The sequence below is a fragment of the Cognatishimia coralii genome, assembly GCF_037478305.1.
Lineage (GTDB): Bacteria > Pseudomonadota > Alphaproteobacteria > Rhodobacterales > Rhodobacteraceae > Cognatishimia > Cognatishimia coralii.
In genome coordinates this window covers 424,851-438,791 of the sequence record NZ_JBBGAZ010000001.1, presented here as the reverse complement: position 1 = coordinate 438,791, position 13,941 = coordinate 424,851, and the positions used below count along the sequence as shown (strand labels likewise).

Below are 13,941 nucleotides of genomic sequence, written 5' to 3'. Positions count from 1 at the left end.
GGAACAGCCCGGAAATTCCGGGCTGTTCTTTTATAAACTCGACAAATCGCGAGGGGGCTACTCTATGATCGTCGTCGAGGACGTACATAAACATTTCGGCGGGTTTCACGCCGTTGACGGGGCCACAATGACCATTGAGCGCGGCTCGATCACCGGACTGATCGGACCCAATGGCGCCGGAAAAACCACTCTTTTCAACGTGATTGCGGGGGTTCTTGAGCCAACCTCTGGGCGCGTGACGATGGATGGCGAAGACATCACCGGTCTGCCGCCACATGTGCTGTTTCACAAAGGGCTGCTGCGCACCTTCCAGATTGCGCATGAGTTTTCTTCGATGACTTGCCGCGAGAACCTGATGATGGTGCCCGGCGGTCAATCAGGTGAAACGCTCTGGAACACATGGTTTGGACGCAAGCGGATTGCGGATGAGGAACGCGCGCTGCGGGCTAAGGCCGATGAGGTGCTGGAGTTCCTGACGATCAGCCATATTGCAGATCTTAAGGCCGGTCAGGTTTCCGGCGGTCAGAAAAAGCTTCTGGAGCTAGGCCGCACCATGATGGTCGACGCCAAGATCGTATTCTTGGATGAGGTCGGCGCGGGTGTGAACCGCACGCTGCTTTATACGATCGCGGATGCGATCAAACGTCTGAACGAGGAACGCGGATATACATTCGTCGTGATCGAGCACGACATGGAATTCATCGGTCGACTTTGCGACCCGGTCATTTGTATGGCTGAGGGCAAAGTGCTGGCCGAAGGCACATTGGATGAAATCAAAGCCAATGAGCAGGTGATCGAGGCCTATCTGGGCACCGGTCTCAAGAACAAGGAGGCGGTCGGCGGATGAGCGAACCGTTTTTGATTGGTGACACGATCACCGGCGGGTACGGCAACGGGCCGGATATCCTGCATGAGTGTACGATCTCTGTGAACCCCGGCGAGATTGCCGTCATCGTTGGCCCCAATGGCGCCGGCAAGTCGACGGGCATGAAGGCGCTGTTTGGAATGCTGAACGTGCGCTCGGGCTCTGTGAAGCTGGATGGCGAAGACATCACCTCGCTCAGCCCGCAGGCACGGGTTGTTAAGGGCATGGGGTTCGTGCCTCAGACAAGCAATATCTTTACGTCGATGACCGTTGAGGAAAACCTCGAGATGGGCGCGTTCATTCGCACCGATGACATCTCTGAGACAATGGAACAGGTCTATGAGCTCTTCCCCATTCTGCGCGACAAACGCGATCAGGCGGCGGGTGAGCTGTCTGGCGGTCAGCGTCAGCAGGTGGCCGTGGGACGGGCACTGATGACCCAGCCCAAAGTTCTGATGCTGGATGAACCGACCGCGGGCGTATCTCCGATTGTGATGGACGAGTTGTTTGACCGGATCATCGAAGTCAGCCGCACAGGTCTGCCGATCCTGATGGTCGAACAGAACGCCCGTCAGGCGCTCGAGATTGCGGACAAAGGCTATGTCATGGTGCAAGGTCGCAACGCCTACACGGGCACCGGCAAAGAGCTGTTGGCCGATCCCGAAGTTCGCAAGTCATTCCTCGGAGGGTAAGAGATGGATTTTCTGAACGCCCTCGTGGCACTTTTGAACTTTGTTGTGATCCCAGCGACCGCCTATGGCAGTCAGCTCGCGCTTGGGGCGCTTGGGGTGACGCTGATTTACGGGATCCTGCGGTTCTCGAATTTTGCGCATGGCGATACAATGGCCTTTGGGGCGATGATTGCTGTGCTTCTGACCTTCTGGTTCCAGTCGATCGGGATCAGCTTTGGGCCGCTGCCCACGGCGCTCTTGGCCCTGCCCTTCGCGATCCTTGGCTGTATCGCTTTGGTGCTGATCACGGACCGACTGGTCTATCGGTTTTACCGAGAACAAAAGGCCAAGCCCGTGATCCTCGTGATCGTCTCCATGGGTGTCATGTTCATCATGAACGGCCTCGTACGGTTTATCATCGGGCCGGATGACCAGAAATTCGCCGATGGTGAGCGTTTCATCATCTCGGTGCGCGAATTCAAACAATTGACCGGCCTGCGTGAAGGTCTGGCGATCAAGACGACCCAAGGTATCACCGTTGTTGTGGCTGTGATTGCTGTGGTCTTGCTGTTCTGGTTCCTCAACCGGACGCGCACGGGTAAGTCCATGCGCGCCTATTCCGATAACGAAGATCTGGCGCTTCTGTCAGGAATCAACCCAGAGCGCGTGGTGCTGTATACGTGGATGATCGTTGCGGCCTTGGCGACGGTTGCAGGCGTGCTTTATGGTCTCGATAAGACCTTCAAACCGTTTGTCTTCTTCCAGCTTTTGCTGCCGATCTTTGCGGCGGCCATTGTCGGAGGCCTGGGCAACCCGCTCGGCGCCATCGCAGGTGGCTTTGTGATCGCCTTCTCTGAGGTCACGATCACCTACGCTTGGAAAAAGGTCCTGAGGTATCTTTTGCCCGAGAACCTGGAACCCGACGGATTGGTGCAACTCCTGTCCACCGACTATAAATTCGCAGTCAGCTTTGTGATCCTGATCATTGTGCTGCTGTTCCGTCCAACCGGCCTATTTAAGGGGAAATCGGTATGAGCGAGACAACAAGAAACACCCTTTACTTCGCCCTTGTCGCTATCCTGTTGATTGGCACGGCAATTTTCCAAAGTGCCAACACCGCGCTGTTCATCCTTAATATGGGCCTGATCTCTGCGATCATGGCTTTGGGGGTTAACCTGCAATGGGGCTTTGCCGGGCTGTTTAACGTCGGTGTCATGGGCTTTGTGGCTTTGGGAGGCCTTGCGGTCGCCCTGACCTCTATGCCCCCTGCTCCGGGAGCTTGGGCATCCTCTGGCGGGCCGATGATCGTGTTGGCCCTGGCCTTTGGCGCAGCCACTGTGGCTTTGGCAGTTTATGTGCAAAAGAAGATGGCCGCGGGGCGTGCCAAGATCTTCGCGACTGTCGGGATCCTTGTGGTCGGCTTCTTTATCTATCGCGCGATCTTTGATCCGGCGGTGGGCTTCGTTGAGGCGATCAACCCGGCGAATGCCGGCAACATCGGTGGTCTGAACCCCGGTGGCGTCGATAATTTCAAGGCGCATGGCTATATGACCATCCTCGGTTGGGGCTTTGGTGGCCTTTTGGCAGCAGGCGCGGCCTGGGTGATCGGTAAAACGGCGCTTGGGTTGCGGTCAGATTATCTGGCGATTGCGACGCTTGGGATTGCCGAGATCATCATCGCTGTGATGAAGAACGAAGACTGGCTGGCGCGTGGTGTGAAGAACATCATCGGTATGCCACGTCCTGTGCCCTACGAGATCGACCTGCAGAACTCTGAGAGTTTTGTGGCCAATGCAAACGCCATCGGGATCGATCCGGTGACGGCGTCCACGCTGTGGGTGAAGCTCGGCTATTCGGTTCTGTTCACGATCGTGTTGGTCGTGATCTTCCTCATGGCACAAGCTGCGCTGAAATCACCTTGGGGCCGCATGATGCGAGCGATCCGCGACAATGAAGTTGCTGCAGAGGCCATGGGCAAAGACGTCACCAACCGCCACCTCCAGATCTTTATTCTGGGTTCCGCGGTTTGTGGCATTGCAGGCGCGATGATGACTACGCTCGACAGCCAGTTGACACCGGGCTCTTATCAGCCTCTCCGGTTCACCTTCTTGATCTGGGTCATGGTGATCGTCGGCGGCTCTGGCAACAACCTGGGCGCGGTTCTGGGCGGCTTTGTGATCTGGTTCTTCTGGGTTCAGGTGGAACCGATCGGCCTGTGGCTGATGCAGTTGATCACCTCGGGAATGGCCGAAGGGTCAGCGTTGAAATCACACCTGATCGACTCTGCTGCGCATATGCGTCTTTTGACGATGGGTCTGATCCTCTTGCTGGTGCTCAGGTTCAGCCCAAGGGGCCTCATCCCCGAAAAATAATCCTGTCAAAATCTGACAGTTTAAACGGCTCCCACCTTGGGGGCCGTTTTTCGTTTCGGCAGGAAAATACCAAGATCCTGCGCCCCTTTGCGGCAAACTCTCGCCGCATTGATACGTCATACTATCCCCTCGAATAGCACACCATACGTGCACGCGATTGTCAGAGGCAGTGATGACGAAGAGGCTGAAAACACAGAGAGATTTACCCACATCAGGTAAAGACCCCTGTTTTATTGACACCGAAAGGAACCCCAAAATGCAAAGCAAGCCAGAGCAAACCGCAAACCAGACTGCGCCCAGCAAAGACGCAAAAAAGGCAGAAGATCGCACAACGAAAACCGGACCACTTTATTCAGATTGGGCGATGATATGACCATGACAGCCCGTTCAGGCGTGTTAGATTGGCGCCATGACTACACCTGTTTCAGCGATCCGCAATCTCGGCCCGGCCTACGAGGAGGCTCTTGCCCGCGTGGGCATAAATTCGGCCGAGGAACTGCGAGCCTTGGGGGCTGATACCGCCTATGAGATGCTTTTGAAAGACGGTCAGCGGCCGCATTTCATTGGCTACTATGTTTTGGTGATGGCCCTTCAGGGACGCCCTTGGAACGATTGCAAGGGCAAAGAGAAGGACGCGTTGCGGGTCAAGTTTGACACGATGAAAGCGCGGTCTTTTGACAAGGGACTCGGTGAATTTGAGCGGGTTCTGGATCAGATCGGTGTGGTAAAACGAATTGCAAAGTCTTGATAGATGTATCTATGATTATCCAGACTTAGATTTCTAAATGCGATCTTTTTTACCAAAGCTTAGACTGGAATAAATTTGAACATTGTCCGGAAGTTCTTAGGCTGGGTAGCTTGCTGGGTATTTCTAATCAGTTGCCTCTGGCTATACATCGAAAATAAGAAAAACGTTCAGTTGGATGCGGCCTACACTCGAGAAGCCGTGAACGCATTGGCGCTCACTGCTTCGCTTTCTGTACCGGCAGAAAGATCTAAGGTAGGCGGCCGGTTATTTTGGTCTCGAAAACAAACCGCCTGTATTTTCACAACCAATAGCGTTCAGAGAACAGGGAACAGCGAAAGCTTAACTTGGGCCAATTGGCCGGCCGATGAATTTCCAACGTGTAATGATTTTTTTTCCTCGGCCACGATGGAGGACATAGATTGGGGTAGCACCGTTCCGTCCAATTGCTACCCGGTTGTGAACATTCCGCTAAGAGGAAAGACTGGACATTACTTTGCTGTTGCCGCGTCAGAAATGGCTAGCTTTGGCTCACTTAGAAAAGCAGCGCTTACTGAGGACCAATTGAAAACCCTAGCGATTAGCGATCGAAAATACGCAAGCTATCCCCAAGTTTCGCCCTTTCTAAGGGGCGGAGGGATGTCGGGCGTTGAGATCACTTTGCTGGAAATATCTCAATGTGAAGCATTCGAATTATTTCTTTACAAGGCCGAGGTGAAAAACACTCGAGAACTTCAAAGAAAACTCGAGGCTGAAAGGTATTTCGTCGGTGATAAATGAAAAAACCCGATCAGTGTAACCGACCGGGTTTTAACTTTTTTGTCTCTAAGGATGGCCTTAACCAACCAGCTCCAGACCGGAGAAGAAATACGCGATTTCAACCGCTGCGGTTTCAGGCGCGTCGGAACCGTGAACAGAGTTTTCGCCAACGGATTCAGCGAATTCTGCGCGGATGGTGCCAGGTGCTGCGTCTGCTGGGTTGGTTGCGCCCATGACTTCGCGGTTTTTCGCGATGGCGTTCTCGCCTTCCAGAACCTGTGCAACGATTGGCGCAGACGCCATGAATTCGCAGAGTTCGTCGTAGAAAGGACGCTCAGCGTGCACGGCATAGAATACGCCCGCTTGCGCTTTGGTCAGGTGAATACGCTTTTGTGCGACGACGCGCAGGCCAGCTTCTTCGAATTTCGCGTTGATCGCGCCGGTCAGGTTACGGCGGGTGGCGTCAGGTTTGATGATAGAGAACGTGCGTTCCAGAGCCATGATGATCCCTCGGATTAAAGATTGAATTGCGCGCGCAGTACCATGGGCAGCGCCCCTTGGGAAGCCTAAAGGCGCGCGATCCTAGCGGGTTTTCTCCAGAAATTTATCCACAGGAAATTTGGTGCAACCTATAGGGATTTTAGCACACTATCTTGCTAAACCATAATAGGTATGATTTTCATATTAACTATGGAAAGAGACTCTACACCCGATCCGATGATCCATGCCATGGCCCATGTGGGCGGCAAGTGGAAGCTGATGATCCTTTATGTGATCGACAATGGCTCCAACCGTTTTGGCGCCATGCAGCGTGAGATCCCGAAGATCACGAAACAGATGCTGTCCCAGCAATTGCGCCTGCTTGAGGCTGATGGGCTGTTGAAACGCAAGATTTTCGCCGAGATCCCGCCTCGTGTGGAGTATTCTCTCACCAAGCGTGGACGCGCTCTGTTGAAAGTCGTGAATGCGATGAAAACCTGGGGTGAACAGGATCTCGCGGCCTCGGAAAAACCCGAAGAAAAGTCGCAACTGGCGATGGACCTCTAAGCGCGCATTGACTTTGCCCTTTGGCTGCGAGAAGTCGGGGACATGTTGCGCATCTCTGATATCAATTATGCCGTTGCCGGACGTCCTTTGTTTGAGGGCGCATCCGCTGTTATTCCTGATGGCCACAAGGTCGGCCTTGTCGGGCGGAATGGCACCGGCAAAACAACTCTGTTTCGCTTGATCCGCGGAGAACTGGCTTTGGAAAGCGGCGACATCGCCCTACCCAAACGCGCGCGTATTGGCGGGGTTGCGCAGGAAGTGCCCTCCTCTGATGTCACCTTGCTGAACACGGTTTTGGCCGCCGACACAGAACGCGCGGATCTCTTGGCCGAAGCCGAAAGCGCCACAGACCCAACCCGCATCGCCGAAATTCAGACCCGACTGGCTGACATTGACGCCTGGAGCGCCGAGGCGCGGGCGTCCTCGATCCTCAAAGGGCTTGGGTTTGACGACGCTGAACAACAGCAACCTTGTTCTGACTTTTCAGGCGGTTGGCGGATGCGTGTCGCTTTGGCCGCCGTATTGTTCGCACAGCCAGACCTTCTGTTGCTGGATGAACCGACCAACTACCTCGACCTTGAAGGTGCGCTTTGGCTGGAAAGCTATCTCGCGAAATATCCGCATACGGTCATTATCATTTCCCACGACCGAGGCCTGCTCAATCGCGCTGTCGGCTCGATCTTGCATCTCGAAGACAAGCAGCTGACGTTCTACCAGGGCCCTTACGATCAATTTGCCCGCCAGCGCGCTGAAAAACTGGCGCAGGCCGAAGCGATGGCCAAGAAACAAGAGGCGCGCCGCGCGCACTTGCAGAGCTATGTGGATCGGTTCCGCTATAAGGCCGACAAAGCGAAACAGGCGCAGAGCCGCCTGAAAGCGCTGTCTAAGATGCAACCGATCGCCAGCCCTCAAGAAGCGGCGCTTCGGGCGTTTGCTTTCCCCTCACCCGAGGAATTATCGCCGCCCATTATCCGTATCGAAAGTGGCAGCGTGGGCTATGGCGAGGTGCCAGTCCTGAAACGCATGAACCTGCGGATCGATCAGGATGACCGGATCGCTCTGCTTGGCAAGAACGGTCAGGGCAAGTCGACCCTGTCGAAACTCTTGTCTGATCGGTTGGGCCTGATGGACGGTCGAATGGTCAAATCCTCCAAGCTGCGCATCGGTTATTTCGCGCAGCATCAGGTGGATGAACTGTTTATCGACGAAACGCCGCTAGATCACCTGCGACGAGAGCTTAAGGAAGAGCTGCCGGCCAAGCTGCGCGCACGCCTCGCGGGCTTTGGGCTAACCGCGGATCAAGCGGATACCGCCGTTGGCCAACTGTCAGGGGGGCAAAAGGCGCGGTTGTCTCTCCTTTTGGCGACTTTGGATGCGCCCCATCTATTGATCCTTGATGAACCGACCAACCACCTCGACATCGAAAGCCGCGAGGCCTTGGTCGAGGCTCTGACCAATTATTCCGGCGCAGTGATCCTTGTGAGCCACGACATGCACCTCTTGTCCATGACCGCGGATCGGCTTTGGCTTGTGAACGATGGCGGCGTCGCGCCCTTTGACGGAGACCTCGAGGCCTATCGCGACATGCTTTTGGCGCGCGAGAGGACGGAAACGCCAAAAGAGAAAGCCAAAGCGCCCAAGCGCCCCTCTCGTGATGCTATTCTTGCGTTGCGCTCTGAGGTGCGCAAATGCGAGGATCGGGTGACCAAGCTGACCGAGATGCGTGAAAAGCTCGACGAGAAACTCGCCGATCCCACGCTTTATGATGGCAGCAAAACGAATGACATCGCAGTCTGGCAAAAGAAACATGCCGAAGTCGTTGACGCGCTGGATCGCGCTGAAGGGCTTTGGATGGACGCGCTGGAAAAGCTAGAAACCGCAGAGGCTTAGAGGAGGTAATTATGGCAGTGGATACAGCATTCCTCATCACGTCCTTTGTGACGCTTTTCGTGATTATCGACCCCATCGGCCTGATGCCGATCTTCATCGCCTTCACGCCCGGCATGTCTGCGCAGCAACGGCGCGCAGTGGCGTTTCGGTCTTGCATCATCGCCTTCTTCATCCTCGCGCTTTTCGCGTTTTTTGGCGAAGCGGTTCTGGGTTTCGTCGGCATCTCAATGGCCGCCTTCAAAATCGCGGGCGGCGTGCTCTTGTTTCTGACCGCGCTTGATATGTTGTTTGAACGGCGGCAAGAACGCCGTGAAGGCCGTGTTACCGAAGTTCCCGACCCTTCCGTCTTTCCCCTCGCCATTCCGATGATCGCAGGCCCCGGCTCTATCGCCACTGTGATCCTGCTTTCCGGTCAGATCGACGGCATCCAAGGCCCGATCCTGATCCTTGGCGTCGCCCTTGCCGTCATGCTGGTCGCCGTCGCGCTATTCATGGCCGGCAACCTTTTGGAACGTGCACTCGGAGATATAGGGATCAACGTGGTCACTCGCCTTCTGGGCATGCTACTTGCGGCATTGTCGATACAGTTCATCCTTGATGGCCTCAAAGATTTTGGTTTTGTCTAACATTTCAGTCCGTTGACCCTTATATCGGGCAGACGGAGGTCTGAATGTCAGAATTTGAAATCATGCATCTGGTGTATCTGGTGGCGCTTTTGGTCTTTGTGGCCTTCTCGCTGAGCCCGATGTTTCGTGCGAATTTTTGGCGTACCATTCAGCAGCTAATGATCTGGGGGCTGATCTTTATCGGCGTGGTCGTGGTGATCGGGTCCTGGGATAATATCCGCTCGGCCGCCCTGCCCCCGCAGGTTGCCTATTCCGAGGATGGCACGATTGAGATCCCGAAGTCCTATGATGGGCATTTTTATGTGACCGCTTTGGTCAATGGTGCCGAGATTGATTTTGTCGTGGATACCGGTGCTTCCGATCTGGTGCTGTCGCAGAAAGATGCGGTTTCAGCGGGCTTTGATCTGGAGACTTTGGAATTCCACGGTCGCGCCATGACGGCCAATGGCGAAGTGCGGACTGCGCCGGTCCGGTTGGACTCGGTTGCTTTGGGTAAGTTTGACGACAAGAATGTTCGGGCGCGGGTGAACGGCGGGGACTTGGATATCTCGCTGTTGGGCATGAGCTATCTGAACCGGTTCCCAACGATCACGATGACACGCAATCAACTTGTTCTGTCGCGTTAGGTTTGGCGCTTAAGCGTCTGCTGTATCACGCTTTTTAACCCAATTCCCTGTCTCTTCTGACCAGTACTGCGCCGCGCATCCGGCATCGGTCAGCGCTTTCCATTGCTGTCGCGCGCGATCCATCGCCTCGGGGTCATGGCCGTCAAAGAGGATGCAAACACGGTCCGAGGCATTCACTTCCTCAGCCGTGATCTCTGCACCATCGACGCCCATGATGCATCCGGCGTTATTCCCGTTGTCGGCGGACGCCGTTAGAAGGATCGGCTGGAGCGCATCATGTGGCCCTCCGGCCTGGCCATGCGGCAGGAAATCCTCTTCGCGGCCAAGCCAGAGTTTTTGGTCCAACCAATCCATCCGCGCGGCCTCTGTTCCCCTGACCAAGACGGTCCACCCCGCGCTCCGTGCCTTCTCCAAAAGGATCGGCAGCGTGACCTCAAGCGGGCGTTGCGTCAGGTGATAGAAAAAGGCCGCTCCCATGGATTATTTGGCCTCAAACATGTCTTCGACCAAACGGTTAAGCGCCATGACGCCCCAACCCGTCGCGCCTTTGGGGGCATAGGCTGTGTCTGCTTTGACAGAAGCCACGCCTGCGATATCCAAGTGAATCCAAGGGGTTTCGTCCTGCACAAAGCGATGTAGGAACTCGGCTGCGGTGATCGAGCCCGCTGGACGGCCTCCGACGTTTTTCACATCGGCGATGCGGGATTTCAGCTGATCGGCATAGGCTTTGCCCAGAGGCATGCGCCACGCGCCCTCGCCTTCAGCGGCGGCGGCCTTGAGGAATGCGTTGCAGAGTTTGTCGTCGTTGGAAAAGACACCGGCGTTTTCGTGGCCCAAACCAATGATGATCGCACCCGTAAGCGTCGCTAAGTCGATCATGCCCGCAGGTTTAAAGGTTTCTTGGGCGTAGTGCATGACGTCGCACAGAACCAAACGCCCTTCGGCATCGGTATTGATGACTTCGATCGTGTCGCCCTTCATTGAGGTCACAACGTCGCCCGGACGTGTCGCATTGCCCGAGGGCATGTTTTCAACAAGGCCGACAAGCCCGACCACATTCGCCTTGGCTTTGCGCAGGGCAAGCGCCCGCATGGCGCCTGCCACAACGCCCGCGCCGCCCATGTCCATGGTCATATCCTCCATGCCGCCCGCGGGCTTAAGCGAGATGCCGCCCGTGTCAAAGACAACGCCTTTGCCTACCAGAGCCAGCGGCGCGTCGTCTTCCTCGCCGCCCATCCATTTCATCACGACGACCTTAGAGGGGCTGTCGCTGCCTTGGCCGACGGACAAAAGGCTGCCCATGCCGAGTTCTTGGAGTTTTTCTTCTTCTAGAACCTCAACGATCAGGCCGATATTCTGCATATCTTCCAAACGGTTGGCGAATTCTGTTGTTGTGAGGTGGTTGGCCGGTTCATTGACCAGATCTCGGGTGAAGAACACGCCCTCAGCGATTGCCAAAAGCGGCGCGCTGGCTTCTTTCAAGGCCGCTGGTGTTGTCGACGTGACAGTCACTTTGCGCGCGTCATCAGCAGGGTCGGCTGTCTTATGTGCGACAAACCCATAGTCTCGAAGCGCCATGCCCATAACGATCTGCGCGGATTGTTTGTGGTTGCCCAGGCAAGCCAGCACTTCCGCATCTCCGCGTGCCTTCGCCAACGCCACACCTGCGGCGCGCGCTTCTTCGATTGTCGCGCGTGGCTCGAGGCAGATCACATCCACCGCTTTGGCCGCCATGCCGACCGGATAAGCAAGCACCCGCGCATCGCCGGGTTTGATGCCGGCTTCGATCATGCGTTTCACCGCGCCTTTGGTCAGGCGATTGACCCTGCGCGCGGCGGTATCCATCCGCCCTTCCGCGCCGACCAGAATGGCCACACGGCCTTCAAATCCTGCGATTTCGTCGATCTCGACGTCCTGAAACTCAAAACTCAGCGGTGATACCACGGGGATGCTCCTGTTTTCTGTCGCCCCAAGAGTTAGCCCGCCCGTGCCCACTTGACCAGATAGCAGTTTTCCACAGACGCTAAATGCTTTATAAAAGGTCAACAAAAAGAAAACTGAGGAGCGCAGGTGTGAACAGATTCGACCGCTATATGCTGTCGCAATTCATGACGCTGTTCGGCTTTTTCGCGCTGGTTCTGGTGTCGGTCTATTGGGTCAATCGCGCGGTGGTTCTGTTTGACCGGTTGATCGGCGACGGCCAGTCGGTTTTCGTGTTTTTCGAATTCACCGCTATGACGCTGCCCAATGTGGTCAAACTCGTGCTGCCCATTGCGGTTTTTGCGGCGGCCTGCTACGGCACCAGCCGCCAGATGGCGGACAGTGAATTGACGGTTATGCAGGCGACTGGGTTCAGTCCGTGGCGATTGGCGCGGCCTGTATTCACCTTTGGTCTGTTCATTGCGGTCATGATGGCTGTTTTGGCGAATTACCTCGTGCCACTGAGCCTGGATCGTCTGGACACCCGCGAGCGCGAGATCGCAGAGAATGCGACGGCGCGATTGCTGACCGAAGGCGTGTTCATGCACCCAAACGAGCATGTGACCTTTTACATTTCCGAGATCTCACCCGAAGGCGTCCTTAAGAACCTCTTCATGTATGATCAAACTTCTGAGGATCAGACGCTTATCTATTCAGCGGACGAAGCCTATCTCTTACGCGACGAGAACGGCCCCAAACTGATTATGGTGGACGGCTTGGCGCAGATTCTGACGGATGACGGTTTGCGACTCTACACGACAAACTTCGGTGATTTCACCTACGACATCAGCGAGTTTCTCAACTACAACAGCAACCGGTTGAAAGCGCTGGAGCGCACGCCGACGCTGGAACTGTGGCAAGAGCCTCGTCGTTTGGCCGCGGTTTTGGCCTGGCAAGTGCGTGAGACCGAGCCGGATCTCAATGGAATGGGCTGGGTTCAAGCCGAACGTCACGGGCGGATCGCGGCGATCACGATGTGTATCGTTTCAGCCCTCGTGGGGTTTGCCACCTTGCTGTTGGGCGGATTTAGCCGCTTTGGTGTGTGGCCTCAAACCGTCGGAGCCTTCGCGCTTTTGGTTATTCTGGAAGCCATGAAGAATGCTTTGGTCAACACAGTCCGCTTGGATCCAAACATGTGGCCCACGCTCTATGCGCCAACGATTCTGGGTGGGCTGCTGGTGGCCTTGATGCTCGCAAGCCGCGCTTATCCGCTGCCTAGTTTGCGGAGGGTTGCGTCATGACAATGCACCTCTATTTCGCGCGCCGCTTTTTCGTGTACTTCCTTGGGCTCACAGCAGTCTTCTTTGTTCTTTTAGTGCTGTTTGACCTGATGGAGCAACTCCGACGTTTCAGCGTTCAGGAGTTGGGGATTGTCCGCATTTTGCAAATGCTCGTGTTGAACGTCCCAAAAGAACTCTATCAGATCTTTCCGTTAATAATGATCCTAAGCTCTCTGGTTCTGTTTCTGAACCTCGCCCGCAGCAGTGAGCTGGTCGTGGCACGGGCAAGTGGTCGTTCTGGTCTCTTGATCCTTCTGGCACCTGTAGGCGTGGCCCTTGGGATTGGACTTTTTGGCGTCACGACGATGAACCCGATCGTTGCTGCCACCACCAAACAATATGATCAACTCGCCTACTTCTATCGCAAAGGCGCAAGCCGCGCGATTTCGATCGGGTCAACCGGCCTCTGGCTGCGTCAAGGTGGAGATGATGGGCAAACGGTGATATACGCGCATGGTTCCAACCATGACGCCTCTGTCTTGGTGGACGTGGACTTTGTCACCTATCGCGAAGGTAGCAGCCCTAGCCAGCGTATCCGTGCCGCTCAAGCAGAGCTGCGCCCCGGTGAATGGCATTTGACCGACGCAAAGATCTGGCCGCTGGATCGGGGAATAAATTCAGAGGCGCAATCTGAAACACGCGCGGAAATGACGATCTCGACGACGCTGACCAGCGACCAAATCCGCGATAGTTTTGGCAAACCACGCACGGTATCTGTCTGGGAATTGCCGCAGTTGATCGGCCAACTTGAGGACGCAGGCTTCTCGGCGCGACGTCACCAGATGTGGCTGCAACTCGAGCTGAGTCAGCCAGTGTTCCTCGTCGCCATGGTGCTTGTGGCCGCGGCCTTCACCATGGGGCATACGCGCATGGGACGCACGGGATTGATGAGTCTGGCGGCAACACTTTCGGGGTTTGGTCTGTATTATATCCGGAACTTTGCACGGATCCTTGGCGAAAATGGACAAATTCCGATAGAACTCGCAGCATGGGCCCCGCCTCTGGCGTCTGTGCTTTTGGCCCTTGGGTTGGTTTTACATATGGAAGACGGGTGACGATTTGCGCGCACTAAAACGCATA

At 55.6% G+C, this 13,941-nt stretch carries 15 protein-coding genes; 12 read left to right on the top strand and 3 right to left on the bottom strand.

The window, feature by feature from the left end; all coding sequences use genetic code 11:
* The first annotated feature begins 64 nt into the window (after positions 1–64).
* The 6 genes from WG622_RS02220 to WG622_RS02195 all read left to right on the top strand — a co-directional run bounded on the left by WG622_RS02220 (position 65) and on the right by WG622_RS02195 (position 5,433).
* Complete coding sequence (locus WG622_RS02220; protein WP_339402092.1) at positions 65–847, top strand: ABC transporter ATP-binding protein; 783 nt, start codon at positions 65–67, stop codon at positions 845–847.
* Complete coding sequence (locus tag WG622_RS02215) at positions 844–1,557, top strand: ABC transporter ATP-binding protein (protein WP_339402091.1); 714 nt, start codon at positions 844–846, stop codon at positions 1,555–1,557. Before WG622_RS02220 ends, WG622_RS02215 begins: the two co-directional genes overlap by 4 nt.
* 3 nt (positions 1,558–1,560) lie before the next feature.
* Positions 1,561–2,571 (top strand): branched-chain amino acid ABC transporter permease, encoded by a 1,011-nt coding sequence (locus tag WG622_RS02210; RefSeq protein ID WP_209356292.1) that lies wholly within the window; start codon positions 1,561–1,563, stop codon positions 2,569–2,571.
* The gene (locus WG622_RS02205; RefSeq protein WP_339402090.1) at positions 2,568–3,908 is read left to right on the top strand and encodes a branched-chain amino acid ABC transporter permease; all 1,341 of its coding nucleotides are present in this window, start codon (positions 2,568–2,570) and stop codon (positions 3,906–3,908) included. Before WG622_RS02210 ends, WG622_RS02205 begins: the two co-directional genes overlap by 4 nt.
* Positions 3,909–4,317: 409 nt before the next feature.
* On the top strand, positions 4,318–4,656 hold the full coding sequence (locus WG622_RS02200) for a TfoX/Sxy family DNA transformation protein (RefSeq protein ID WP_339402089.1): 339 nt from the start codon (positions 4,318–4,320) through the stop codon (positions 4,654–4,656).
* 75 nt (positions 4,657–4,731) lie between these two features.
* Entirely contained in the window at positions 4,732–5,433 is a 702-nt protein-coding gene (locus tag WG622_RS02195) for a hypothetical protein (protein WP_339402088.1), read from the top strand.
* A gap of 57 nt (positions 5,434–5,490) precedes the next feature.
* Here the strand turns inward: WG622_RS02195 and ndk are convergent, their stop codons facing one another.
* A complete protein-coding gene (gene ndk / locus WG622_RS02190; protein WP_209356284.1) occupies positions 5,491–5,913 on the bottom strand; it encodes a nucleoside-diphosphate kinase in 423 nt (140 codons plus the stop codon).
* Between the two features lie 189 nt (positions 5,914–6,102).
* Between ndk and WG622_RS02185 the strand changes: the two genes are divergently transcribed.
* Genes WG622_RS02185 through WG622_RS02170 form a run of 4 tightly spaced genes read left to right on the top strand, consistent with a single transcriptional unit; the run spans position 6,103 to position 9,601 of the window.
* A complete protein-coding gene (locus tag WG622_RS02185) occupies positions 6,103–6,459 on the top strand; it encodes a winged helix-turn-helix transcriptional regulator (protein ID WP_209356283.1) in 357 nt (118 codons plus the stop codon).
* 42 nt (positions 6,460–6,501) lie between these two features.
* Complete coding sequence (locus tag WG622_RS02180; RefSeq protein ID WP_339402087.1) at positions 6,502–8,349, top strand: ABC-F family ATP-binding cassette domain-containing protein; 1,848 nt, start codon at positions 6,502–6,504, stop codon at positions 8,347–8,349.
* 11 nt (positions 8,350–8,360) lie between these two features.
* Positions 8,361–8,975: a MarC family protein gene (locus WG622_RS02175; protein WP_209356281.1), complete on the top strand. Its 615-nt coding sequence runs from the start codon at positions 8,361–8,363 to the stop codon at positions 8,973–8,975.
* A 44-nt stretch (positions 8,976–9,019) separates the two neighbouring features.
* Positions 9,020–9,601, top strand: a complete 582-nt coding sequence (locus tag WG622_RS02170; RefSeq protein WP_209356280.1) for a retropepsin-like aspartic protease family protein — start codon at positions 9,020–9,022, stop codon at positions 9,599–9,601.
* 9 nt (positions 9,602–9,610) lie between these two features.
* On the opposite strand, the gene WG622_RS02165 is transcribed toward WG622_RS02170, so the two are convergent.
* A complete protein-coding gene (locus WG622_RS02165; RefSeq protein ID WP_339402086.1) occupies positions 9,611–10,078 on the bottom strand; it encodes a DNA polymerase III subunit chi in 468 nt (155 codons plus the stop codon).
* 3 nt (positions 10,079–10,081) lie between these two features.
* Positions 10,082–11,545, bottom strand: coding sequence for a leucyl aminopeptidase (locus WG622_RS02160; RefSeq protein WP_339402085.1), 1,464 nt, complete (start codon positions 11,543–11,545; stop codon positions 10,082–10,084).
* Between the two features lie 128 nt (positions 11,546–11,673).
* Between WG622_RS02160 and lptF the strand changes: the two genes are divergently transcribed.
* Positions 11,674–12,822 carry an LPS export ABC transporter permease LptF gene (lptF, locus tag WG622_RS02155; RefSeq protein ID WP_339402084.1) on the top strand — a complete coding sequence of 383 codons (1,149 nt, stop codon included), beginning with the start codon at positions 11,674–11,676 and terminating at the stop codon, positions 12,820–12,822.
* Complete coding sequence (gene lptG / locus WG622_RS02150; protein WP_339402083.1) at positions 12,819–13,916, top strand: LPS export ABC transporter permease LptG; 1,098 nt, start codon at positions 12,819–12,821, stop codon at positions 13,914–13,916. Before lptF ends, lptG begins: the two co-directional genes overlap by 4 nt.
* The last annotated feature ends 25 nt before the right edge of the window (positions 13,917–13,941 follow it).